This is a genomic window from Streptomyces changchenzhani (assembly GCF_039766235.1).
Taxonomy (GTDB): Bacteria; Actinomycetota; Actinomycetes; order Streptomycetales; family Streptomycetaceae; genus Streptomyces.
In genome coordinates this window covers 246,917-269,758 of the sequence record NZ_JBDHNH010000008.1, presented here as the reverse complement: position 1 = coordinate 269,758, position 22,842 = coordinate 246,917, and the positions used below count along the sequence as shown (strand labels likewise).

At 70.1% G+C, this 22,842-nt stretch carries 20 protein-coding genes; 8 read left to right on the top strand and 12 right to left on the bottom strand.

Translation table 11 applies throughout. The features are described from left to right. Positions 1-189 precede the first annotated feature (189 nt). The 5 genes from guaA (at position 190) to ABCR94_RS25300 (ending at position 5,520) form a co-directional block, all read left to right on the top strand. Positions 190-1,773 carry a glutamine-hydrolyzing GMP synthase gene (gene guaA / locus ABCR94_RS25320; protein WP_347122335.1) on the top strand — a complete coding sequence of 528 codons (1,584 nt, stop codon included), beginning with the start codon at positions 190-192 and terminating at the stop codon, positions 1,771-1,773. 131 nt (positions 1,774-1,904) lie between these two features. After that, positions 1,905-2,519 (top strand): Uma2 family endonuclease, encoded by a 615-nt coding sequence (locus ABCR94_RS25315; RefSeq protein WP_347122334.1) that lies wholly within the window; start codon positions 1,905-1,907, stop codon positions 2,517-2,519. A 49-nt stretch (positions 2,520-2,568) separates the two neighbouring features. Then, positions 2,569-3,357, top strand: coding sequence for a class II aldolase/adducin family protein (locus ABCR94_RS25310; RefSeq protein WP_347122333.1), 789 nt, complete (start codon positions 2,569-2,571; stop codon positions 3,355-3,357). A 209-nt stretch (positions 3,358-3,566) separates the two neighbouring features. After that, a complete protein-coding gene (locus ABCR94_RS25305) occupies positions 3,567-4,787 on the top strand; it encodes a hypothetical protein (RefSeq protein WP_521977855.1) in 1,221 nt (406 codons plus the stop codon). A gap of 205 nt (positions 4,788-4,992) precedes the next feature. Beyond that, positions 4,993-5,520: a DoxX family protein gene (locus ABCR94_RS25300; protein ID WP_521977761.1), complete on the top strand. Its 528-nt coding sequence runs from the start codon at positions 4,993-4,995 to the stop codon at positions 5,518-5,520. On the opposite strand, the gene ABCR94_RS25295 is transcribed toward ABCR94_RS25300, so the two are convergent. Both ABCR94_RS25295 and ABCR94_RS25290 read right to left on the bottom strand, forming a co-directional pair. Next, positions 5,430-5,786, bottom strand: coding sequence for a hypothetical protein (locus tag ABCR94_RS25295; RefSeq protein WP_347122331.1), 357 nt, complete (start codon positions 5,784-5,786; stop codon positions 5,430-5,432). The genes ABCR94_RS25300 and ABCR94_RS25295 overlap by 91 nt on opposite strands. After that, positions 5,773-7,101 (bottom strand): PspC domain-containing protein, encoded by a 1,329-nt coding sequence (locus tag ABCR94_RS25290; RefSeq protein ID WP_347122330.1) that lies wholly within the window; start codon positions 7,099-7,101, stop codon positions 5,773-5,775. Before ABCR94_RS25290 ends, ABCR94_RS25295 begins: the two co-directional genes overlap by 14 nt. Positions 7,102-7,356: 255 nt before the next feature. Here ABCR94_RS25290 and ABCR94_RS25285 point away from each other — a divergent pair, with 255 nt between their 5' ends. Continuing rightward, positions 7,357-8,649, top strand: a complete 1,293-nt coding sequence (locus tag ABCR94_RS25285) for a PspC domain-containing protein (RefSeq protein ID WP_347122329.1) — start codon at positions 7,357-7,359, stop codon at positions 8,647-8,649. After that, complete coding sequence (locus ABCR94_RS25280) at positions 8,646-9,347, top strand: LuxR C-terminal-related transcriptional regulator (RefSeq protein WP_347122328.1); 702 nt, start codon at positions 8,646-8,648, stop codon at positions 9,345-9,347. The genes ABCR94_RS25285 and ABCR94_RS25280 overlap by 4 nt, the downstream gene beginning before the upstream one ends. 28 nt (positions 9,348-9,375) lie before the next feature. Here the strand turns inward: ABCR94_RS25280 and ABCR94_RS25275 are convergent, their stop codons facing one another. The 4 genes from ABCR94_RS25275 to ABCR94_RS25260 all read right to left on the bottom strand — a co-directional run bounded on the left by ABCR94_RS25275 (position 9,376) and on the right by ABCR94_RS25260 (position 12,707). Continuing rightward, on the bottom strand, positions 9,376-11,046 hold the full coding sequence (locus tag ABCR94_RS25275) for a hypothetical protein (protein WP_347122327.1): 1,671 nt from the start codon (positions 11,044-11,046) through the stop codon (positions 9,376-9,378). Positions 11,047-11,156: 110 nt separating this feature from the next. After that, positions 11,157-11,717: a riboflavin biosynthesis intermediates N-glycosidase gene (gene ybiA / locus ABCR94_RS25270; RefSeq protein ID WP_347122326.1), complete on the bottom strand. Its 561-nt coding sequence runs from the start codon at positions 11,715-11,717 to the stop codon at positions 11,157-11,159. Between the two features lie 29 nt (positions 11,718-11,746). After that, positions 11,747-12,376, bottom strand: coding sequence for a signal peptidase II (gene lspA / locus ABCR94_RS25265; RefSeq protein ID WP_347122325.1), 630 nt, complete (start codon positions 12,374-12,376; stop codon positions 11,747-11,749). A gap of 178 nt (positions 12,377-12,554) precedes the next feature. Then, on the bottom strand, positions 12,555-12,707 hold the full coding sequence (locus ABCR94_RS25260; RefSeq protein WP_347122324.1) for a hypothetical protein: 153 nt from the start codon (positions 12,705-12,707) through the stop codon (positions 12,555-12,557). Between the two features lie 173 nt (positions 12,708-12,880). Here ABCR94_RS25260 and ABCR94_RS25255 point away from each other — a divergent pair. Beyond that, positions 12,881-13,803 (top strand): IS5 family transposase gene (locus ABCR94_RS25255; RefSeq protein ID WP_521976869.1). Its coding sequence is split into 2 segments (ribosomal slippage): positions 12,881-13,267 and positions 13,270-13,803, totalling 921 coding nucleotides; the frame shifts between segments, so codons are not numbered across the junction. 15 nt (positions 13,804-13,818) lie between these two features. Here the strand turns inward: ABCR94_RS25255 and ABCR94_RS25250 are convergent. The 6 genes from ABCR94_RS25250 to ABCR94_RS25225 form a co-directional block, all read right to left on the bottom strand. Beyond that, positions 13,819-14,874 (bottom strand): C40 family peptidase, encoded by a 1,056-nt coding sequence (locus tag ABCR94_RS25250; protein ID WP_347122506.1) that lies wholly within the window; start codon positions 14,872-14,874, stop codon positions 13,819-13,821. Between the two features lie 422 nt (positions 14,875-15,296). Next, on the bottom strand, positions 15,297-15,860 hold the full coding sequence (locus ABCR94_RS25245; protein WP_347122323.1) for a hypothetical protein: 564 nt from the start codon (positions 15,858-15,860) through the stop codon (positions 15,297-15,299). A 76-nt stretch (positions 15,861-15,936) separates the two neighbouring features. Further along, a complete protein-coding gene (locus ABCR94_RS25240; protein ID WP_347122322.1) occupies positions 15,937-18,879 on the bottom strand; it encodes a TniQ family protein in 2,943 nt (980 codons plus the stop codon). Beyond that, a complete protein-coding gene (locus tag ABCR94_RS25235) occupies positions 18,876-19,964 on the bottom strand; it encodes a TniB family NTP-binding protein (protein WP_347122321.1) in 1,089 nt (362 codons plus the stop codon). Before ABCR94_RS25235 ends, ABCR94_RS25240 begins: the two co-directional genes overlap by 4 nt. After that, positions 19,961-22,012 (bottom strand): TnsB C-terminal domain-containing protein, encoded by a 2,052-nt coding sequence (locus ABCR94_RS25230; RefSeq protein WP_347122320.1) that lies wholly within the window; start codon positions 22,010-22,012, stop codon positions 19,961-19,963. The genes ABCR94_RS25235 and ABCR94_RS25230 overlap by 4 nt, the downstream gene beginning before the upstream one ends. Beyond that, positions 22,012-22,737, bottom strand: coding sequence for a TnsA-like heteromeric transposase endonuclease subunit (locus ABCR94_RS25225; RefSeq protein ID WP_347122505.1), 726 nt, complete (start codon positions 22,735-22,737; stop codon positions 22,012-22,014). Before ABCR94_RS25225 ends, ABCR94_RS25230 begins: the two co-directional genes overlap by 1 nt. Between the last annotated feature and the right edge of the window lie 105 nt (positions 22,738-22,842).

Here is a 22,842-nt window from a genome sequence, read left to right as displayed (position 1 = left end):
ACGGGCCGGTGCCATAGGTAAAGAGGAAGCTCAGCTGCTTGGACATGTCGGCCAGTATGGCGCGCTCGTCGCGCGGCGGCCAGCGTGGGGCCCGGGGGGTTCGGATGGTGAGACAAGAGGTGCGGCCGGTCGCCGTTAGAATCGACAGTCCCGCCACCTTTAACCGCCCAACCGCCGGAAGGCCGCCCCGTGCCAGCAGCGCCCCCCGCCGCCCCCGACGTCGTACTCGTAGTCGACTTCGGCGCGCAGTACGCCCAGCTCATCGCCCGTCGCGTCCGTGAGGCCCGGGTCTACAGCGAGATCGTCCCGAGCACCATGCCCGTGGCCGAGATGCTGGCCAAGAACCCCAAGGCGATCGTCCTCTCCGGCGGCCCGTCGTCCGTGTACGCCGAGGGCGCCCCCACCGTGGACCGCGCGCTCTTCGAGGCCGGTGTCCCCGTCTTCGGCATGTGCTACGGCTTCCAGCTGATGGCCACGACGCTCGGCGGCACCGTCGACGACAACGGGGCGCGCGAGTACGGGCGTACCGCCCTGGCCGTGTCCAAGTCCGGCTCCACCCTCTTCGAGGGCACCCCCGACGAGCAGTCGGTGTGGATGTCGCACGGCGACGCGTGCTCGGCCGCGCCGGAGGGCTTCACCGTCACCGCGTCCACGGACGTCGTACCGGTCGCGGCCTTCGAGAACGACGAGAAGAAGCTGTACGGCGTGCAGTACCACCCCGAGGTGATGCACTCCACGTACGGCCAGCAGGTCCTTGAGCACTTCCTGTACCGCGGCGCCGGCATCACCCCGACCTGGACCACGACCAACGTCGTGGAGGAGCAGGTCGCCCTGATCCGCGAGCAGGTCGGCACCAAGCGCGCCATCTGTGGTCTCTCCGGCGGCGTGGACTCCGCGGTCGCCGCCGCGCTCGTACAGAAGGCCATCGGCGACCAGCTGACCTGCGTGTACGTCGACCACGGGCTGATGCGCAAGGGCGAGACCGAGCAGGTCGAGAAGGACTTTGTCGCCGCGACCGGTATCCAGCTCAAGGTCGTCGACGCCGAGGAGCGCTTCCTGTCCGCCCTCGCCGGGGTCAGCGACCCCGAGCAGAAGCGGAAGATCATCGGCCGCGAGTTCATCCGGGTCTTCGAGCAGGCCCAGGCGGAGATCGTCGCCGAGGCCGGCGCCGAGGGCGAGGACGTCGCGTTCCTCGTGCAGGGCACGCTCTACCCGGACGTGGTCGAGTCCGGTGGCGGCACCGGCACCGCGAACATCAAGTCCCACCACAACGTGGGCGGCCTCCCCGAGGACCTGGAATTCGAGCTCATCGAGCCGCTGCGCCAGCTGTTCAAGGACGAGGTCCGCATGGTCGGCCAGGAGCTGGGCCTGCCGGACGAGATCGTCCAGCGCCAGCCCTTCCCCGGCCCCGGCCTGGGCATCCGCATCGTCGGCGACGTCACGCGCGAGCGCCTCGACCTGCTGCGGGAGGCCGACGCGATCGCCCGCGAGGAGCTGACGGCGGCCGGTCTCGACCGCGAGATCTGGCAGTGCCCGGTCGTGCTGCTCGCGGACGTCCGCTCGGTCGGCGTCCAGGGCGACGCCCGCACGTACGGCCACCCGATCGTGCTGCGCCCGGTCTCGTCCGAGGACGCCATGACGGCGGACTGGACGCGGATGCCGTACGACGTCCTGGGGAAGATCTCGACCCGCATCACCAACGAGGTCGCGGACGTGAACCGGGTGGTGCTCGACGTGACGAGCAAGCCTCCGGGGACGATCGAGTGGGAGTGACACTCGCCTAGCAGTCACCCCGCAGTCAACGCCGACGCCGACGCCGTCGCTCATTCGTTTGGGCGGCGGCGTCGTCGTATGTCCTGGGTACGCTTGCAAGGCACGCGAGACTCCGTCGCATGGGAGCAATCATGAGCGCCGCACCTGAGTACGAGCTCGAAGAGCAGAAGTACCTGTGGCCGATCCCGCCCGAGGGCGGCTGGACGGCGGACGATCTCGACCGGATCCCGGGCCTCCCGCCGCACACCGAGCTGATCGACGGGAGTCTTGTCTTCATGAGTCCGCAGCGGAGGTTCCACACGCGCACCATGTGGCTGCTGGAGAACGCCCTTCTGGCACAGGTGCCGATGGACCTGGATGTCGATCGCGAGATGACGATCAAGCTCGACAAGCGAAACCGGCCGGAGCCTGATGTCCTGGTGTACCGCACGGAAGCGGACACTGGCCCCAATCAGACCTGGTTCAGCCCCGAGGACATCGTCCTCGCGGTCGAGGTCGTCTCGCCGGATTCCGAGGACCGTGACCGCGAGGTCAAGCCCCGTAAGTACGCGGCCGCAGGCGTGAAGTACTTCTGGCGGGTGGAGGAGAGTGACGGCCTCCCGGTCGTCTACACCTACGAACTGGATCCGGCGACGCGCTCCTACGCGCCGACCGGCATCCACAAGACCAAGCTCGTGATGGACGATCCGTTCCCCATGGAGATCGACCTTTCCGTGATCGACCGCCGCCGCGCCCCGCGCGACTGATCCCGCACGCCCCTGTTCACCTGTCGTACCGCCCGGTAGCTTCCGCCCCATGAACGAGATCCCCGCGCCCATACCCGTCGAGCGGCTCCAGTTCGCGTTGCCGCCCACCCACGCGACCCCCGCCGAGGAACGCACGTACCGCAAAGAACGGCTGGCCGGGGCGCTGCGGCTGTTCGCGCGGTACGGGTACGAAGAGGGCGTCTCGGGGCACATCACCGCCCGTGACCCGGAGCACGCCGACTGCTTCTGGGTGAATCCCTTCGGGCTGGCCTTCGCGGACATGACCGTCAGCGATCTGATCCTCGTCAACGGGGACGGGCAGGTCGTCGAGGGGCGCCACCATGTCAATCAGGCCGCGTTCATGGTCCACGCGCAGGTCCATCGGGCCCGCCCCGACGTCGTCGCCGTCGCGCACACCCACTCCCTTCACGGCCGGGCCTTGTCCGCGCTCGGTGAGCTGCTCGCCCCGATCACCCAGGAAGCCTGTGCGTTCTACGAGTCCCACGCCCTGTACGACGCGTACACCGGCGTGTCCGTGGACGAGGAGGAGGGGAGCTGGATCGCGGGCGCGCTCGGCGCGCACAAGGCCGTCATCCTGCGCAACCACGGGCTGCTGACCGTCGGGGACTCGGTGGACGCGGCTGCCTGGTGGTTCATCTCCATGGAACGCGCCTGCCAGGTGCAGCTCGCGGCGCGCGGCGCGGGCAGGCCGGTGCTGATCGGCCACAAGGACGCCCTCGCCACCCGGGACCAGCTCGGCAGCGATCTTGTCGGGTGGATCAACCATCAGCCGCTGTGGCGGCAGATCAGCCGGGCCGAGCCCGAACTCCTCGCGTAGGACGCCGACTTGTGCGTCAATCCGTACGTCAATTCGATGGCGGGCCCCTCACCCTCCCCGGCCCGCCCCACTGGGCGTCGACGGCCCCGGGTACGGCACAATTCCCAGGAGTTGCACGGCGTTCAGCGGTGCATCCGGGCGGGGTCGGAAGGGCGGCAGTTTCTGTGGCGGTGCAAGAGGCGAGAGTGGGCACGCACGGCGGTGGCTGTATGTGCGGTGACTGCCCGCACGGCGCGCGTGAGGGGCACCGGCGCGCGGTGGCGGAGTTCCTCGCCAAGAGGGACGGGCTGGCCGCGGGCCAGGGGCTGCCCGCCGCCGTGGTGCACTCCACCGGCGCCTCGCGCCAGTGGGTGTCCGACGAGCTGACCCAGTCCGCCCGCGCGGTCGCCGAGCGCGGCCGCGAGGCGGGTGAGTCCTGGCTCCGGCTGGTGTGGCGCGCGACCCTGTACGTGGTGTGGGGCGGTGTCGTGGCCCTCGCCCTCGTCCAGTCGTTCACCGCCATCGGCGTCGGGTGGACGGTGGCCCGCAGCGCCGGGCTCGCCGCCGCGCTCATCACCGCTGTCCTGCTGACCGGCGCGGCGCGCGTGCACCGGGCGCGCGGCGGGATTCTCGCGCCCCTCATCGGCGAGGACAACCGGCTCTCCACCTCGCGCGCTGTCGCCGCCTCCTGGGTGCTGCTCGTCGTCTTCGCGGTGCTGGTGATCGCGATCGAGCTGGCCGGCGCGTCCGCCCGCGCCGACCGGGACGAGCTCATCGCCGGGCTGGAGATCGCCCAGGGTGCGGGCGTGCTGACCGTCCTCGCGCTGACCTGCGCGATCGCCGTCCTGGTGGGGCGCGTGGTGTCCGTACGCGTACTGAGCCAGCGCCTCCAGAAGGCCCGCGCCGACCGGCCCCGGGCCGCCGACCTGCTCACCGACGACGCCGGCAGCGGCTCCTTCACCGACGTCCAGTACATCGCGGTCAGCGGGGTCGCCGTGGCCTTCGCGGCGGTACGTCTCGCCCGGCACCCCGAGCAGCTGCCCGACCTGCCGTGGGGTCTTGCCATCCTGGTGGCGGTCTCGGCGGCGACGTACCTCGCGGGGAAGTACGCGGAGGGCGGCCGGCCCGTCGTGCTGTCCGTCGTACGGGTCAGGGAGGCGGGCGACCTGGACGCCCCGATCCGTACCGGCGACGACATCGAGATCCGGGGCGCGGGCTTTGTGCCGCCGGGCGCGGGTACCCCGGACCGGCTGGCGCGGATGGTGGTACGGATCGGCACGGTGCACGTCCATGTGCCGCTGATCCCGGTCCCCGGCGGCTTCGCCAACCCGACGGACACGGTGCTGACCGTGCCGGTCCCGGTGGAGGTCGAGCCGGGCCGGGTCGAGGTGCAGGTGGTCACGGCGGCGGGCGCGGAGACCGCGACGGTGACGATCGACGTCACGGACTGAGCAGCCCTACGACGCCGAACCCGGGCCCGAACCCGTGGTGGGTGTAACGGATCGAGATCGCGGACAGGCTCGATCGAGATCGCGGTCCGATTGACCTGCCGGTCTGTTTGAGCCTGACTGGACTTGCGTACGTATCCATCTTCGAAAGGCGCGAGCAGAATCGTGCCTGCGCGCAGCGCGCGCTTTCGAGAGGCGGGACCAGATCATGGCTCACGGGTATCGGACCGGGGACACCATGGGCGGCTTGAATGCGGGTCCGCGCGCGCGTGGCGGCTGGAAAGAGTCGGCGAGCCGCCTGTCGCTGCTGCCGCTGCGGCTGTTCCTCGGCGTCACCTTCATCTACGCGGGCATCGACAAGCTCACGGACAGCCAGTTCATGGCGGCGAGCGGCCCCGGGTCGATCGGCGAACTGATGAGCGGCGTGCGCGACAGCTCCGCGATTCCCGCCCTCGTCGACATGGCGCTGAAGAACCCTGAGGGCTTCGCGTACGCCATCGCCCTCGGGGAGCTCGCCGTCGGCATCGGCACCCTGATCGGCCTACTCGCGCGCCTCGCCGCGTTCGGCGGCGCGCTGATCTCGCTGAGCCTGTGGCTGACCGTGAGCTGGCAGAGCGACCCGTACTACTACGGGAACGACCTGGCTTACCTCATGGCCTGGCTCCCGCTGGTGCTCGCGGGCGCCGCGGTGTTCTCCCTCGACGCGGCCCTGGCCGCGCGGCGCCGCCCCCGGTAGCTCAGCCAGCTCGCCGCCCCGGCCAGCAGCAGGCCGCCGAACACCGCCGGGAGCGCCAGGTAGGCGGGCGTGTGCCAGGCCCCGGCGGCATCCCCCGCGTAGGCGCCGGCCGTCCCCGCCAGGATCAGGCCGGCGATCAGCTTGCCCGGCAGGAAGCCGTGCCGGAACGCCCGGCGGCAGCCGGGCGCGGCTGCGGCCCCGGGCTCGGACAGGCGCCCTGCGTACGGCCCGCCGGCGTGCTCGTCGTACGGCTCACTTCGCGGCACGGGCCACCTCGACCTGTCCGGCGCCGATCTCCAGGCTCAGCTCCACCGTCCCGGCGGGCTTGGCCCCCTTGGGCGGCTTCAGCGTCTGCCGGATCCGCTGATCCGGCTGGATGTCCACGTCCTGCGGCCTGTCGCTCGGCAGTTGGATGTCGCCGAGCCCCACGTCGATACTCACCTTCACGGTCACATCCTTCGGTACGACGACCAGCAGGCGCCCCGCGCCCACCTTGGCCCCCGTGCTCACCTTCTGGTCCACCGGGACCCGCACCCCGCCCAGATCGAGGGTGCCGACACCCGACCCGAGCTCGTACCGGGGCTGCACGGCGGCGACCGACATGGGCTTCCAGTCGGTGCGCATCCACTCCGTGGAGATCTCCTTCGGCAGCATCGCGGACGCGGCCAGCAGGCCCGCCGTGATCACCGCGAGCAGGATCGAGCCGACGCCCGTGCGTCCGAGCAGGGAGCTGACCGCGATGCCCAGGCCGAAGATCGCGAGCGCGCAGGCCAAGCCGATCTGCAGGCTCGTACCGAGCGGCCGGCCCTCCCACGACAGGGCGGTGCCGAGCCCGCCCGCGAGCACGGCCAGCAGGAACACCCGGCCGCCGATACTGCGCGGCCCGCGCGTCGCCGGGTCGCGGCGGCGCGGCTGCGGCGAACCGCCCGACACCTTGGCCCGTGCCCTGGCCAGCGCGTCGTCCACGATCGCCGCCTCCGGGCCCCACATGTAGCCGGAGCCGGCCAGGCCCGTCGTGCCGTCCTTGACGATGGGGTCGCGCCACCAGGACGGCGGACTCTGTACGGGCGGCGCCTTCGTCTCGGGCGGCGCCACCGCGACGGCCTGCGCGGCCACCGGGTCGAGCGGGCCGCTCAGCGGGTCGGCGAGGCGGCGGCGCTGCGACCAGTAGGTGGCGCCGGCCAGGGCGACCGAGAGCAGCACGGCGAAGCCGAGGACCGTGCCGTTGTTCAGCATGGACAGGAAGAGCCCGCAGCCGATCAGGGCGCAGAGCACGGCGATGAGCGTGGTCCCGTCGACCCGGCCCGTCAGGAGCCTGCGCGCCTCGCTCTCCTCCTCGTCGTCGAGGGGGATGAACAGCCAGGCGAAGCCGTAGAAGATCAGACCGATGCCGCCGGTGACGGTCAGCACGCCGAGCACGATCCGGAAGATCACCGGGTCGAGGTCGAAGTGCCTGCCGAGCCCGCCGCACACGCCGCCCAGCACTTTCTGCCGCTTGCTGCGGCGCAGCTGGGGCCGCGGCGGCTCGTCGGGGGAGGACACCGGCGGCCCGGGAGGCGCGGCGTCGTGCGGCTCAGTCATACGTCCATGGTGACGGGCCGAACGGCACCATGGGGCACACGACGACCCTGGACGATCCCTGATTTCACCCCTGAGGGAGCGAAGACGCCGCCGCCGGGGATGGAGGCTACGCCCCTGCCGGGTACGAGCTGTGCTGCCGCCGCCGGGGACGAGACGTACCCCCGTCGGCTACGAGCTGTGCCCCGGCCGGGATCAGGGTCGACTGGGGGACCGACCCTGATGCCCCGGTGCACGGGTACGTGTGACCATCGGAACATGCCAGTCGCCGCACCCCGCCGCCCGGTGGGCCCGCTCGCCCCGGACCCCGAGGAACCGCAGCCGCGCAAGCTCTACCGCAGCGCCGAGGGGCGGATGCTCGGCGGTGTCGCGCGCGGGCTCGCCGGGCACCTCGGGCTGCCCGTGGTGTGGGTGCGGATCATCTTCATCGCGCTGTTCCTGTCGGACGGCCTGGGCGTGCTGCTGTACGCCGCCTTCTGGTTCATCGTGCCGCTCGGCGTCGGTGGCGTCGACGCGCCCCGGTCCGCCTTCGAGACCACCCCCGACGGGCGCCGCAAGCTCCGTAAGCCCGACAAGGGCCAGGTCTTCGCGCTGGTCGCGCTGCTCATCGGCGCCGCGGTCTTCGTCGGCAACGTGAAGGTGGGCGGCGAGGCCGGGCGCTACATCTGGCCCACCCTCCTCATCTGCTTCGGCGTCATCCTGGTGTGGCGCCAGGCCGACAATGCGCGGCGCGCCCACTGGATGGAGATCGGCCACCGCCGCAGGATGCTTCAGCTGGCCCGCGGCCTGGCGGGCGTGGCCCTGGTCGGTACGGGCCTCACCGCGTTCCTGGTGGTGCGCGGCTCGGCGGCGCAGCTCGGCAACGTACTGACCGCCGCGCTCGCCGTCGTCACAGGCATCGCGCTGCTGGCGGGCCCCTGGCTCGTACGCATGACGCAGGACCTGTCCGAGGAGCGCCTGATGCGCATCCGCGCCCAGGAGCGCGCCGAGGTCGCCGCCCACGTCCACGACTCGGTGCTGCACACCCTCACCCTGATCCAGCGCAACGCGGAGGACCCGGGCGAGGTGCGGCGGCTGGCCCGCGCGCAGGAGCGGGAGCTGCGCAACTGGCTGTACAAGCCCGAGGGCACCGGCAAGGACGAGGACGAGGAGCCGCAGACCCTCGCGGAGGCGGTCAAGCGGACGGCGGCCGAGGTCGAGGACAACCACGGCGTGCCGCTGGAGGTCGTCGTCGTCGGCGACTGCCCGCTCGACGACAAGCTGGCCGCACAGATGCAGGCAGCACGCGAGGCAATGGTGAACGCCGCGAAGTACGGTGGCGAGGGCGGAGCGGTGCAGGTTTTCGCGGAGGTCGAGGGCCGGACGGTCTTCGTCTCCGTGCGCGACAGGGGACCCGGGTTCGATCTGGACGCGGTACCTGACGACCGTATGGGCGTACGAGAATCAATCATCGGCCGTATGCAACGCAACGGCGGTACGGCGAGGCTGCGTTCCGCGCCCGACGGGGGCACGGAAGTCGAGCTTGAGATGGAGAGGGCGGCGGACGCATGAGCAACACCGAGACCGAGACCCAGGCCGAGGCCGAGGGCAGGCGGGCGCGGGTGGTGCTCGTCGATGACCACCGGATGTTCCGTACCGGAGTGCAGGCGGAGATCGGCCGCACCGAGACCACGGGCGTCGAGGTCGTGGGCGAGGCCGCCGATGTCGACCAGGCGGTCACCGTCATCACGGCGACCCGACCCGAGGTGGTCCTTCTCGACGTGCATCTGCCGGGTGGCGGCGGCGTCGAGGTGCTGCGCCGCTGCGCGCCGTTCATGGGCGCGGTCGACAACCCGGTGCGGTTCCTGGCGCTGTCCGTCTCGGACGCGGCGGAGGACGTCATCGGCGTGATCCGCGGCGGGGCGCGCGGTTACGTCACCAAGACGATCACCGGCACGGACCTGATCAACTCGATCTTCCGCGTCCAGGACGGCGACGCGGTGTTCTCCCCGCGCCTCGCCGGCTTTGTGCTCGACGCGTTCGCGTCGACGGACGCGCCGCCGGTCGACGAGGACCTGGACCGGCTCACGCAGCGGGAGCGCGAGGTGCTGCGGCTGATCGCGCGCGGTTACGCGTACAAGGAGATCGCCAAGCAGCTCTTCATCTCGGTGAAGACGGTCGAGTCGCACGTCTCGGCGGTTCTGCGCAAGCTCCAGCTGTCCAACCGGCACGAGCTGACGCGCTGGGCGACGGCCCGTCGGCTGGTCTGACGCGAAGGCACGGGGCTTGTAGGGCCTGTCAGTTGCTGGGCGGCGCGGGCGCGATGTCCGGCAGCGGGATCGTCGGGGTGGGCAGTGGCCTTGTCAGGTCCGGCAGTCCGGGCACTCCGGGCAGTCCCAGGCTTCGTACGACGAAGGTGCAGTACGTGTACGAGTAGCCGGGCTGGATCTTGGGGCCGGACGCGTTGTTGGTGACGTTCGCGTCGACCTTCCCGGCGTTCTTGTGCAGGAAGTGGTAGTTGCCCGCGGGCAGTTGGAGCGTTGCCTTCGGGTACTTGCCGCTACTGCCCTTGCAGGCCTGGCTCTTGCCCGCCGCCGTACTGGGATACGTCGTGCAGCCCTTGCACGCACCGAGCTTGATGGTGCCGGTGGTGGGCCCGGTGTAGAGGACCTCGACCGGGTCGGGGCCGTCATTGGTGATGACGAACGGCATCCGGGGGCCACCGGCGCTGCCCGATGGAGGCAGCCGGTTGCCGGCCGCGGCGCGAGTCTGGGCGATCTCGGCGGCGATGGCGATATTGCGGGCCTGCTTGCTCTTCTTGCTGCCCTTGTAGTCCGCGGCGTAGGTGTCCAGCGTCGTGCGTGCCTCGCTGAACTCCTTGTCCTTGAAGTGCTTCACACCGCAGGCGTAGAGCCCGCTCTCCACGGGCCGGTCGTCGGCCGTGCGCAGCGCGGCGCCGGTCGATCCCGGCAGCGCGGACGCGGTGGCGCCGATGCGGCGCAGCTCCTCGGTGACCTCGCAAGGCCCGTCGTCGTCCATCGCCCCGGCCCGGTCCTTGATCCGGGCGCGGACGGCGGGCTCGACCTTCGCGGCCTGCGTCGACTCGGGGAAGGTGCTCAGCAGTTCACCGAGCGCGCCGGCCTCGGCCCCGCTCGTCTCCTCGCCCAGCTTCGACATGCCGCACTCGTAGTACGAGGTGGCCAGCGGCTGGTCGGGCCAGGTCGCCAGGTCGCCGAGGAGGCGCTTGTCGACCGAATCGGGGACGGTCCGCAGGTACTTCAGCGCATCGATGGCCAGGCAGTGCTGACCACTGCTGTACGGCGTGGCGACGGCCTTGTAGTACGCGTCCAGCCGCTCCGGCACGAGCTTCGCGGCCCGCGAGCCCGGGTGGTCCTCGGCGAGCTCGCGATAGTCGGTGAGCGCGGTCTTGAAACCCTGCTCGCCGCTGGCGAAGCTCTGGTTCGCGGCGGTCTTGACGGCCCGGTCCGCATCCCCGAGGCGGTCGAGCAGCACCTGCTCGCGGGCCTCGTCCTGGGCGGAGCCGTACGCGACGGCGCCCCCGGCGGGCACCGCGAGCAGCAGCAGCCCGAGGACGACGGCGATCGCGGGCCGGACCGGCAGCGAGGTGCGCGACCGCAGCGCACGGCGCGCCCCGTCGGCGGCGGCGATGAGCAGCACGAGGAGATACCCGACGAGCAGCCCACCCGGTACGCCGTCGGGGTCGGCGGGCAGCGCGATCAGCACCAGTACACCGGTCGCGGCCCAGCACACGGCGGCCCAGACCCACTGGCGCAACAGCACGTAACCGAGCCCGAGCCCGGTGACGTTGAGCAGCCCGACGGCCGCGGCACGCGCGGGGTCGGGCGGGACAGGCGGGCCAACGGTGGGCGGGTGATTGGGCGGTGGCGGCGGAGGAGGCCATACCGGCCCCGACCCGACGTACTGATCCCCGTGATCCCCCGCACTCATACCGGCCCCCGACCCGTCGAGCAACGCGCGTCGCGCGTAGTGGAGCATTACGATCCACCAGCGCGCGAGGGGTGTCAATCGGGCTTGTGCGGAAGCCATTTGACGGTAACTCAGCTGAGCGCGTCGCGGGCGTCCATCAGAGCGAAGCCGAGCAGGTTGAGGCCGTTCCAGGTCGCCGGGGACGCGGACCTTTCGTCGTCGGCCGCCAGGCCGATGCCCCAGATGCGGTCCATGGGGCTCGCCTCGACCAGGACGCGGTCGCGCGTGCCGAGAAGGAACTCGCGCAGGTCGTCGTGTCGGCCGAACTTGGCGATGTTGCCCCGGACCACGATCCCGAAGCGCTCCGCGTTCCACACGGCGTTGTCGAAGCCGCTGATCTGGCGCCCGAGCTTCTTCGCATCGGCGGGGTGCCCGGCCTCCAGGATCTTCGACGCCGTCGCGGGGTCGCCGAACAGCCAGGCCTTGTGCGCCATCATGTAGTGCTCGGCGGACCGGTACGTATGGCCGTCCTCGGAGAAGTCCGCCTCCCACCACTGGCTGAGGCAGCCGGCCCCCGGCGTGCCGTCGCGGTTCGGCCGGTGACCCCAGAAGGGCAGATAGCGCAGGCTCCGGCCGCTCTGCTCCGCCACGACGGCCTCCTCGACCGACCTGGGGAGTGGGGTGCTCTGCATGGGTGATCTCCGGGAGTCGAAGGGGGAGTTCAGAGGGCGGGCGTCGATTCGGTGCCGGTGCCGGTGCCGGTGTCCGTGGCTGTGTCGTCCACGGTGGTGCGTGCGTCCTTCGACGAGAGCACCACGATCATGACCGCGCCCACAAAGAGCACGATGTCCGCGACGTTGCCGACGAAGAAGCCCGCGTAGTCGATGAAGTCGACAACATGTCCGCGCCCGAAGCCGGGCGCCCGCAGCAGCCGGTCTCCGAAGTGTGTTGTCGCCCCGCCGAGCAGCAGCCCGAGCGCGACCGTCCATGGTGCGGACCGCACCCGCCATGCGTACGCCGCGATCCCCACCATCGCGAGCCCCGCGAGGATCGTGAACACCCAGGTTGCCCCGGCTCCGATCGAGAACGCCGCACCGGGGTTGTAGAGCAGCACAAAGCGGATGACGTCACCGATCACCGGGATCCGCTCGCCGTCGCCCAGCGCGCTCTCGGCCCACCACTTGGTGCTCTGGTCGACGAGCAGCACCACGAGGGCGATCGCGATCGTCCACCAGAACAGCCGGCGCCCACCACCCGGCGCGACACCTGCGTCGTCCTGTGGGTCTACGTCTACGTCTGGGGCTACGTCGTCGCTCGGTTCGGGCTCGGGGATCGAGTGGTTCGAGGTCATCCGAGGAGTATCTCGCGTCGGCCGGTCGCTGTTCGAATCGCGGAAAGGGCCGGTCGTCATGCGTGGAGTCCTGAACGCCTCCGGGCCTGGCGGGTCTGATCCGGAGCGGTGTGCAGGTGCGGGGCCCGGCCCCGCACCTGGCAGGGCCGGGGCCGGGGCGTCCAAGAACAGTGGGGGCTCAGTGCCTGCGGCCGCCCCGCAGTCGGCTGAAGAGGCTCTTGACCTGGGCGCGCATCCTGGGGTCGGACGCCGCGCGGCGACCCTGTGCGATGGTGCGGCGGCCCTGTGGACTGCGCGCGTACTGCTTGATCCGGCTGATGATGCCCGGCATGGCTGGTCCTCCGTTCCCCCTCGCTGTCGCCATGCCTGCCATGGCGACGCCCTGCCCACCTACCCCGTGCGGGCAGGAGTACGCGGGCGGGACTGCGCGGGTCGCGACTAGGCAGTGTCTGATGGCTCTTGTCCGGGCGGTGGATCTATCGCTGTTCAGGGCAGGAGTCGGTCATGGTGCGTCGGCATGAACTGACAAATGCTCAGTGGGAGCGGATAGCTCCGCTGCTGCCGGAAATCGGCGGGCCGGGTGGACGGTGGGCCGATCACCGCACCGTGGTCAACGGTGTGTTCTACCGGACACGGACCGGGATTCCCTGGCGTGACCTGCCTGAACGCTACGGAACCTGGCAGACCGCCTACGAGCGACACCGCCGTTGGTCGGCCGACGGCACCTGGTCAAAGATCCTGCGTGCCTTACAGGCCGGCGCGGATGCCACCGCTTTGGATACAGACGGCGAGTGGGCGGTGAACGTCGACTCAACGACATGCCGGGCCCACCAGCACGCGGCTGGAGCCCGGCATACTCCTCCGACCGACCATCCTGAAAAAGGGGCGGCATTCGTGTGGACGAAGATGGGCGTGAGGCCCTGGGACGCTCCCGGGGCGGACTGACCAGCAAGATCCACCTGCTGGCCGACGACCGCTGCCGGCCTCTGGTCTGGCTGACCTCGCCCGGTCAGCGCGGGGACAGCCCGATGTTCATCCCGCTCATGCACGCCCTGAACGTGCCCCGCACCGGGACCGGGCGTCCCCGCACCCGACCGGACCGGGCCCGCGGCGACAAGGCGTACTCCAGCCGCGCCAACCGCGTCTACCTGCGCAGACGCGGGATCAAAGCAACGATCTCGCAGCCCGACGACCAGCGCGCGAACCGCCACCGACGCGGCCGGGCCGGCGGACGTCCACCAGCCTTCGACCGCGACCAGTACCGCCGACGCAACACCGTCGAACGCACCATCGGCAAACTGAAACAACACCGGGCCGTCGCCACTCGGTACGACAAACGCGACTACATCTTCAACGGCACCCTGGCCACCGCAGCCATCGTCATCTGGCTCCGCGACCTCATCAAAGAGCCATCAGACACTGCCTAGGGGGCCGACTCGCGACTAGGCGGGCCTGCTCGCTCCCGCGAAGGGCATCTGGTCGATGGGGGCCACTCGGACCGGGGCGCCGGGGCGCGGGGCGTGGATCATCTGGCCGTCGCCGATGTAGAGGCCCACGTGGCTGATGCCCGAGTAGAAGAAGACCAGGTCACCGGGGGCGAGTTGGTCGCGGGGGATGCGGTTGCCCGCGTTGATCTGCGTGTACGTCGTCCGGGGCAGCGAGACGCCCGCCGCGCGCCAGGCCGCCTGGGTGAGCCCCGAGCAGTCGAAGGACGAGGGGCCGGTGGCGCCCCAGACGTAGGGCGCGCCGAGGGCGCCCTGGGCGAAGGAAACGGCCTGCGCGGCCCGCGCGTTGGGCGCGGTGGCCGCGCTGCCGCGCGGGGCGCCACGGTCCGCGCGGGGGGCTGCCGAGCCGCCGTGGCCGTCCTGGGTGGCGTACTGCGCGCGCTCCTCGGCGGTCAGCCGGGACAGCAGGGCCTCGGCGTCGCCGATCTTGCCCTGGATCTTCGACTTGTGCTTCTTCAGCTCGCTCTGCTGCGACTTGAGGTTCGCCAGCTTGGTGTCGGCCTCGCTGCGCAACTGGTCGATGGCGCCGAGCTGTTGCCGGACGCCGTTGATGGCGGCGGCGTGCCGGTCGCCCGCCCGGTCGGCCCTCGCGGCCCGTTCCAGGTACTGGTCCGGGTCGGAGCTGAGGGCGATCTGCAGGGCCGGGTCCATCGCGCCGGTGCGGTACTGGGCGGCGGCGAGCGAACCGAGCGCGTTGCGCGAGGCGTTGAGGCGCTCGGTCCTGCGGGCGGCCTCGTCGCGCAGCTCGCCGAGTGACTCGCGGGTGTCGCCCGCTGTCTCCTGTACGCCGTTGTACTTCTCGGTGGCGACCTCGGCGTCGTGGTAGAGCTGGTCGACCTTGGCCTTCACCTGAGCGGGGGTGAGGGCCGGCTCCGCGACGCTGGTTCCCTCAAAGGCTGTGGCGCTCGCCGCTCCAGCGAGGGCGAGTGTGACGGCGGTGCGGGCGGTACTGCCGGTGAGCGTGCGCTGCTTGGGCTTGCGGTGCGCTGCCACGAGGGCGTCCACGTCCTATCGGTCGTCCGTCGGTCCGCGTCCGGCGGCGGCCCGCACAGGGGGTCGGGCCGCCGCCGGATTTTCGGCGGTGATGGCCGACCGGCCGCTCCGGGGAGGTGCGGCGGTGGGGAGTCGGCCACCTGAGGGAGGACGCTAAACCTGCGGGTCACGGGGAAGCACCGGAATGACCGACATTGCCTGAATTCGGTGATGATGCGATCGCCGGTGAGCGACGGAATGACCCGGAATTGAGCATTCCGCTCGGCTGCGACCGATGTAGGGGCGCGGAGGCGCCTGGTGGACCGGGGCTGCTATGGGCGCCGGGAGGCGGTCGAGGGGCGGCTGGGAGGCGGTCGGGAGGCGGCCGACGTCGGTCTGTGCGGCCTCACCCTTCTGCGCGGCTTCACCCATTGGCCGGGGACTCAGCGCCCCTCCGCCGCCAGCCGGTTGATCTCCGGGCTGTACAGGATGTGCTCGCCCGCGCCCGTCCCGCCCGCCCCTTCGCGGCCAGCGATCGCCAGCATCGCGCGGCCCAGGTTCTCGGTGGTCGTCACATGGGTCGGGATCACCCGGCGCAGGACCGGATAGAGCCAGGAGGCGGCGACGTACATCCATCGGTACGCCGGGGTCTTCGGCTTCGCGCCGTGCATGGCCTGGATGTAGCCGGGGCGGAACATGTACGCCTGGAAATCCATCGCCAGGAGCACGTTCTCGGTGCGCCCTTTGACCCGCGCCCACATCGAGCGGCCCCGCTCCGTGCTGTCCGTGGTGTCGAGTTGCAGGACGTGCTGCTGGTGGCGGATGTGCTCGGCGTCGTACATGTGGCGGGCGACCGAGGTGATCTGCTCGGGGCCGCCCACCTTGCCGGTCGGCGCGGTGCTGGTGTGGATCAGCGCGGTCAGCCGCCCGTCGCAGCTGCCGGACGGGCGTGGTCGTCCAGGCCCGTCCGGCTGTGTGCGGTGTGCGGTGTGCGTGTAGGTTCTCAACCTTCTTGTCCGGTTGAGTGCCTCTGAGCTTGGGGTTCGGGACGGTTTCTCATCGACTTGTCCATGATTCTTCTCATTAGCGTGTCCGGTTCTTGCGGCGCGGTGTGGGGTGGTGGACTTCGTGGGCTGCGGCGCGGAGTCCTTCGGGCGTGAGGGCGAAGTAGGTGCGGCGGCGGCCGGGGCCGCAGCCGACGGGTGCTCGGCCGTGCCAGGATTCCTGGCTTTCGGGGCGGCTGGTGAGCCAGCCTGCTTGCTCCAGCCGCTTCAGTTGGGGGTAGAGGGTGCCGTGGTCGAGTCCGGTCCGTGTATGGATCTGGGCGCCGTAGAACTCTTCGTCCTGGTGGTCGAGCAGGTCTCGCAGCAGTGTGAGGGTCGGGGCGGTGATCCGGATCCGGGCGACGGAGATGTCGTTGAAGGGCTTGAGCGGGCTGGGGTCGCGGCGGGTGGTGAGACGGGCTGCGGCTTGGGCGAGGGTGTCCGAATCCGGCATGGCGATGATCTGCGCGGGCCGGAGTTCGGCTTGCATCAGGGCCTGAACGGTGTCGGTGCGCAGAGACCGCAGAAGAGCGTTGCCGCTGTTGGTGGGGCGGTGTGCCCGGCCGAAGGCTGAGCGGTGGAACAGCGTTTGCCCCAGATCGTGTTCCAGGCACCGGAACTGGGTGACGAGAGTGCTCTGGTAGATGCCGATGTGATCGGCTGCGGATTCCAGGTTCGGAAATGCCATGGCGACTTGGAAGCGGTGCAGCCGGAGCCAGCCGTGCAGGGTTCCCTCGACGGCAGCGCGGACGTTGCGCGGGATCTTGGTGTCGAGTTTCGCCGTCATGACGGTGCGGCTGTGGACGCCTTGCGGACGCAAGGAAACGCCGAGGTGCTGGAGTCGGCGGCGTACGGTTTCGTTCTCGAAACCCAGCTCGGCGGCGATGTCACCGGTGGAGCGTTTTCGTTCGAGATACTGCCCGCGCAGCCATGCTTCGTCGATGGGCAGCGGGCGGCGTGAGAAGTAGAGGGTGAGGCCGATCGCCTTCGCCTGCTCGGCGACCACGTGCCGGGAGAAGCCGGTGTCCTCGGCGATGCGGGTGAGTGTCTTGCCGCCCTCGGTGTACTCGCGCTGGAAGAAGACAGGAGTCAGCACGCTGCGGGCGTGCTCGCGTACTTTCCGTGCCGCGGTGGGGCCCCGGGTGTTCCCGTGGCGCGGGTCTTGGCCGATGCGTTCCAAGGCGAGGCGCACGTGGGTGACGCTCGTTTCGAGCTGGCGGGCGGTCTCGGAAGGGGTGCGTCCTTCGGTGATCATGAGGCGTCGCAGGGCGTTGAGGTCGATGTCGTCAAGCCGGGGGCCGGGAAGGTCCAGTCCGTGGCAGCATTCTTCGGGCGGTTGCCAGGTCACGGGTTCGTCGATACCGAGCTCGTCGAGCAGTTCTTGGGCGTGATGGTGCAGGGCGGTTCTCTGGTCCAGGGACAGCGACAGGTCGAACGCGATGGTGCGGTTGCGGTCGCCCGGATCTTTCCAGGCCAGCGTGTGCCGGGGGTCAGTGAGGTCGGCACCGGTCAGCAGTTGGAACAGGTGCCGTCGGGCGTGCAGAAGGCGGCCCGGAGCGGCGGGCGTGCTTGTTTCACCGGGATGCGTGTTGGTGCGGAAGCACAGTTCCTGCCAGGCGGTCTCGCTGATGGTGCCGGAGGGGATGAGCTCTCGCCGTCGTTGGTAATCGATCTCGCTGCCGTGCTCGTCGAGGTGGTCGGCGAGGCGGCAGATCGCGGGAAAGACCTGGTCGTATCCGCTCTGGCTGATCACTTGCAGGGTGTGGGCGATGTAGTTGGGCGTATGTGTGTGCAGCGGTTCGAGCAGGGACTTCTTGTCCCGGCTGCCCGAGCCGGGCAGGAAGAGCAGGGCGGCGGCGGTGGCGCGGAACAGATCGACCCGCAGCCCGTCGGGTGGCAGGAAGCGCAGCGTCCAGCCGGGCCAGAGCAGTTGGGGGACGTGCCGCCGCCGGGAGACATGAGGTGCCTCGTCCGGGGCGGGGACGCGGGCGGCCGGGCTGCCGGAGCACAGCCGGATCCGGTCAAGGTGGGTGAGGCCGCTATCGGCCGCGTGGATGAGTCTGCCGCGCATTCGTGGTGACAAGCCCCGCCAGGACAACAGGGCCATGTGGGCGGGGTAGAGGCCGGCCAGGGAGCCCTGGTTGGTGCGCAGTTGCCGGATGCGGCGGACTGCTGTTTCGTCGCAGGACCCCAGCAGGGGACGGGAGTGGTGGGCGGCGATCGCAGTGAGGATCGGGTTCAACGGGGCGAGCCGGTCGGGCGGGGCCTTGCCGGGGCGGTCGGCCCATGCTGCTTCGGCCAGGGCCCCGAGAGGGCGTACCTCTTCGTCGGGCAGGACATGCAGCAGCCACCGGGAGAGCTGGTGCAGGTCCGCGATGCTGTCGACGGCGTTCTCGGCAAGGAGCTGATTGGCCCACCGCTGAGCGTCCAACAAGGCGCTGTCGGAGGGAAGGTGGAGCGTCGGGGCGGTGCGGAGGTCTGTTCCGCACGGGCGGCCGTCCCGGCGGTAGGCGGCGCAGACCCCGGCCGGGTGGAACCGGGTTCGGCCCGGCAGTGTCCGGCGTGGCAGCCGGCCGCAGCCCGGACAGGCATCGAGGAGCAGGGTGCGGTGGGAGGTGCAGGCGAACGCGGAGGGGAGCCACCAGGAGAGCTTGAAACGTCCGCCGCGTTCGGCCAGGCAGTGCGGGCAGTAGCGCGAGCCGCGTGCCTGCCGGGTGTGGAGTGGCAGTGCCGGGTGGGGGACGGCCTGGTCCAGGTGGTGGGCGGGCAGCTGGCAGCGGCGTTCCAGCTCGCGGAGCATCGGCGGCGTGATGCTGGTCAGAAGTGTGCGGGTCAGTGATTTCTCGGGCAGGTCGAGGTGCGACAACAGTTTGCGCAGAGAAACACCGTTGCGGCGGGCAAGTGCCTCGAGCCAGCTGTCGATTCCTTCCCCGGGGGCGAGGGAGACTCGCAGCGGCAGGACCCGGCGAGAACTCGCACTCATGAGGCGGCCCCGACCTCGGAGGACAGCGTGCCGTGGGCGAGAGCGGCAGCCAGTTGCTGACGGGCCTGTTCCGATGCTTCGTCGAGACGCACCTGGTCGAGCAGGCCGCGATCGAGTGCTTCGGCACCAGTGCGGATCGCCCGATAACAGCCGCGCGTCAGCAGCGTGAAGTACGACCCGATGTGCCCGCTGGTGCGTTCGAAGAGATAGTCCGCGAGAGCGGGGAGGGTGCCGGGCCGGTGGTCGGTCAGCACGAGTTGGCGCTCAGAGGCCTTGATCAGGCTCCGCCAATGCCGGCGTCCCTGGTCGGTGGTGAGGTGGAACGGGTCGACGCCGAGCCGGGTCCAACGGCGGGCGGTCTGTGCGAGAACGGTGTTCTTGCCGCTCAGACCGTCGGCGAAGAATCGGCGTTCGGCCAGGCCGACACCGACATAGACGAAGGTCACCGGGAGCTCGTTGGCCAGCCACTTCAGATGATTGCTGACCGCGAGTCCGTCCTTGCGGTCGAGGTCGATGAAGTGGATGTCGTCGATGATCCCCAGACGGCTCTCGCAGTTCAGTACGCAGTCCAGCGCGTGACTGGCCAAGGCCTGGGCGGTGGCTCGGCTGGTAGCAGGGTGCCCGTAGAACTCGCAGATCATCTGATTCAGCGTGCGCAGGGTGGTGTTCGAGGTCAGGCCGACCCGGAAGACCGGGACCCTCTCGTTGCCCTCGGCGGTGACCGGTCCCAGCCGTTGGCGCTGCTGCCGGTCGTAGGCGCGGCCGTACTGGTTGGCGATGGTGGTCTTGCCCAGGCCGGGCAGGGCGTCGATGACCGCCGCCGAGCGGATACGGTCGCCGTCCTGTCGGTTGCTGGCCACGATCTGGTCCAGTTCCTCGTGGATCGCGGCGAGTTGCGGGGTCTGGATGATGCCGGAGTTCGCGTGCCAGTCGTGCCGCTGGTCGTTGTACTCCTCGCGGGCCGGAGCGCTGAGCGCGGACAACTGGGTGCGGGTGAGGGAGTCGGGCCGCTGTCGGGCAGGCATGGTGACGTACCTGTTCCAGCCCTCCTTGCGGGACAGGCTGAACAGCCTGGGTGTACTCACTCCAGCACCTCGAAGGCATCCGCGTAGAAATCGTCCCCGTCGGGGGCGTCGAAGATTTCGTCCTCGTCATCGCTGTCCCCAGTGATGACCGGTTCGGCGACCACATGCAGCTGTGCCGGGGACAACACCTCTTCCTCGGGCGCCCGGGGCAGCGGGAGGGCCGCACGCTCGGCGGACAGCCGCAGAGCCATCCGCCGTTCGCGCCGGTCGGTGACCATGCCCTGGCCCCAGCGGGCCAGCAGTTCATCCAGGGCCTCGGCGGTATCGACGTGCCTGCTCCGGCGCATCGACAGGCGCCGGGCATGCGCCGCGGCCTCGGCCGAGAACGGCGTGTGCAGGCCGGGAGCGTGTTCCCATTCCAGCGCGTGCCAGGAGTCGTCGGCCGGATCCTGGAAGTAGACGAACCGCACGTCATCGGGGTTGACCCGAAGCGGCCACCGGCCCGCCAGCAGCCCGCCGAAGGGGCTCGATTTTCCCCGGTAGCCGTCGAGTGCGGGGCCGTTGTAACGAAGCCCGTCCACCTCGATGCCGTAGTGCTGGATGGTTCGGGCCTTGACCTGGAGGAAGTCGAAGACCAGGTCGGCCGACGGCAGCAGCCGCAGCCGGCCTGCCCGTGCCAGTCCGGCCTCCAGCATCTCCAGCGGTGACAGTTCCACCCCGGGCCACTGCGGAATGACCAGCCCGTCGTGCTGCGAGCGGTGATAGGACTGGGCAACCCAGTCGCGGATCACATCCTCCAGCTCGTGGATGTAGAAGAACGCCTGGTCTTCCACCTTCTCCCCACGGCTGTGCAGGTCAGGGCCCTTGTATGCGGGGAGATGCTGGATCAGCCCCTCGCGCAGGGTCCGGAAGAACCTTTCCACGGTCGGTTTGTCGGTGGGCTTCTTCGGCTGGGCGGGCTGGATCGAGATGCCGAGCCGGGTGCACACACTGATCACGTGTGTGGAAAGGAAGGCCCGTCCGTGATCGATGACCAGCGTCTCCGGCGGACACAGCCCCCGGCCCGGTACGAGTTCCTCCTCGGTGAACACCACCTGTTCGGGCACCCCCTGATAGGGGGCCAGCACGGTGCTCGTGTCATCTCCGGGTGGCGCGACCGCCTCGAACAGCACTCCGGCGACGTCCAGCGCCTTCGTGGACACCGCCGTCACCCGCAGTCCCACGATGCAACGGCTGAACAGATCCTGGGCAACGGTCAGTTGCGCACGCACCCAGCGGCAGGTCACCGGCTCCATCGCGAAGACATCGAGATCCTGGGTATCCAGCACCACGTACTCGCCCGGCCGCGTCGCCCGCAGCCGCCCGTAAGTTCCCTGCGGACGCTCCGCGATCGACCGCCTCGCTTTCGCGCTGCCCGACACCGCGTTCGTGCCCTTGCTCAGCGCTTCCAGCCGCCGGTAAGCCGTCGCCTGGGACGGAAGCGGCACCACCCGACTCCCATGAGCTTCCTCCAGCCAGGTCTCCACCCGCTTGAGCACCGCGGAACGGGTCGGTGTCGACGCGGTGACGTACTCGGCCAGCACCGCCCGGACCGCCTCGTCCCATCGCGGATCGACCCGTGACGCTCTCCTCTTGAGCAACCGGGCATCCACCAGCGCGGCCTCGCCTCCGCCTTGGTAGGCGGCAGCCCAGCGCTCCACGCTCCGAGCTGCAACCCGCAGTTCGGAGGCCTTGGACGCGATCCTTTGTGGCAACGACCTGTCGCTCGCGAATCCCGCCCGAGGTTCACCCGGCAGAGCGCCCTCCGCGAAACCTGACCGGTAGCCGGTCAGGACTTCACGGACATGTCCGGCCCGCTCGCTGAGCTCATCACGCTGTTGCCGGGACAACGACGCCAACAGCAGACCGGCGCTGTCCATCGGTCCGGGCAGACCCTCGCTCTGCATCCGGGCGCCCGCCGCCAGGCGGCCCACCGAGACCGTGGTGAACTCGCCAGTCCGCGTATTGCGGATGGTCACACCACGGTGGTTGAACTCCACGACCTCGACGACCTCGCCGCAGAACGCGAGCCGAGAGCCGGGAAACACAGTGACCGCATTTCCGCTCATCAGCCCTTGTCCTCCTCACCGGCGAGGCGAACCGATGTCCGCGCACTCAGGGGTTCCGAAAGGTCCGCAGACAAAGCGCCCGACCACATCAGATGCAGCAGGGCCGGGCGGACCACATCAACGAGATGCCGATGGGACAGAGCCCTCTCGATACCGCCGATGGTGGCCTGCACTCGTGCGGCCTCCAGCACTTCGGGAAGCAGCCGCGACTCGATGACCTGCCGACGCCGGTAGCCGGCCAGGAACCGCACGTTTTCCATGACAGCCGGGTTGGTGCCCGTCCAGGCTTCGAAAGCCCAGCCTCGCAAAGAACACAGCCCCCGCATCCAGGTGAACTGTGCGACCACCTTCGAGTCCTCGATGCGATGCGGAGCCTTGACATCCACGACCGTCACCAGCCCATCGGCGTGTACCAGCAGGAGATCCGGAACGTGGCGGCGTCTGCGACCACCGTCGTCCCCGACCACCTGGAAGGGCTGAGCAGCGATCCCCACCACGTCCCGGGCGAAGTCCGCCAGCAAGATTCGCGCGAGCTCCAGGCGGCTCTCGTAGGCGACCAAGCGATCACCCGTCGCGGAGTGATACCAGCCCGAGTAGTGCCGACGCCCCTTGTACCAGCGGAATTCCCTCACTGGCAGTCCGGCTGCTACCTCCGTCACCACGAGCCGGTCCAACGTCGTCTCTGCGAACCCTCCGTCCGCCTGCCGGTACCGCACCTCGATCATGTCGGCACCCGAAACCGCCGTACGGCCCAAACGATCTGCCACCGCCACCCCTGCTGTACGCAACCAAGTGACCACCGATCGTGATCCAGGGTGAGACTGCCCAGC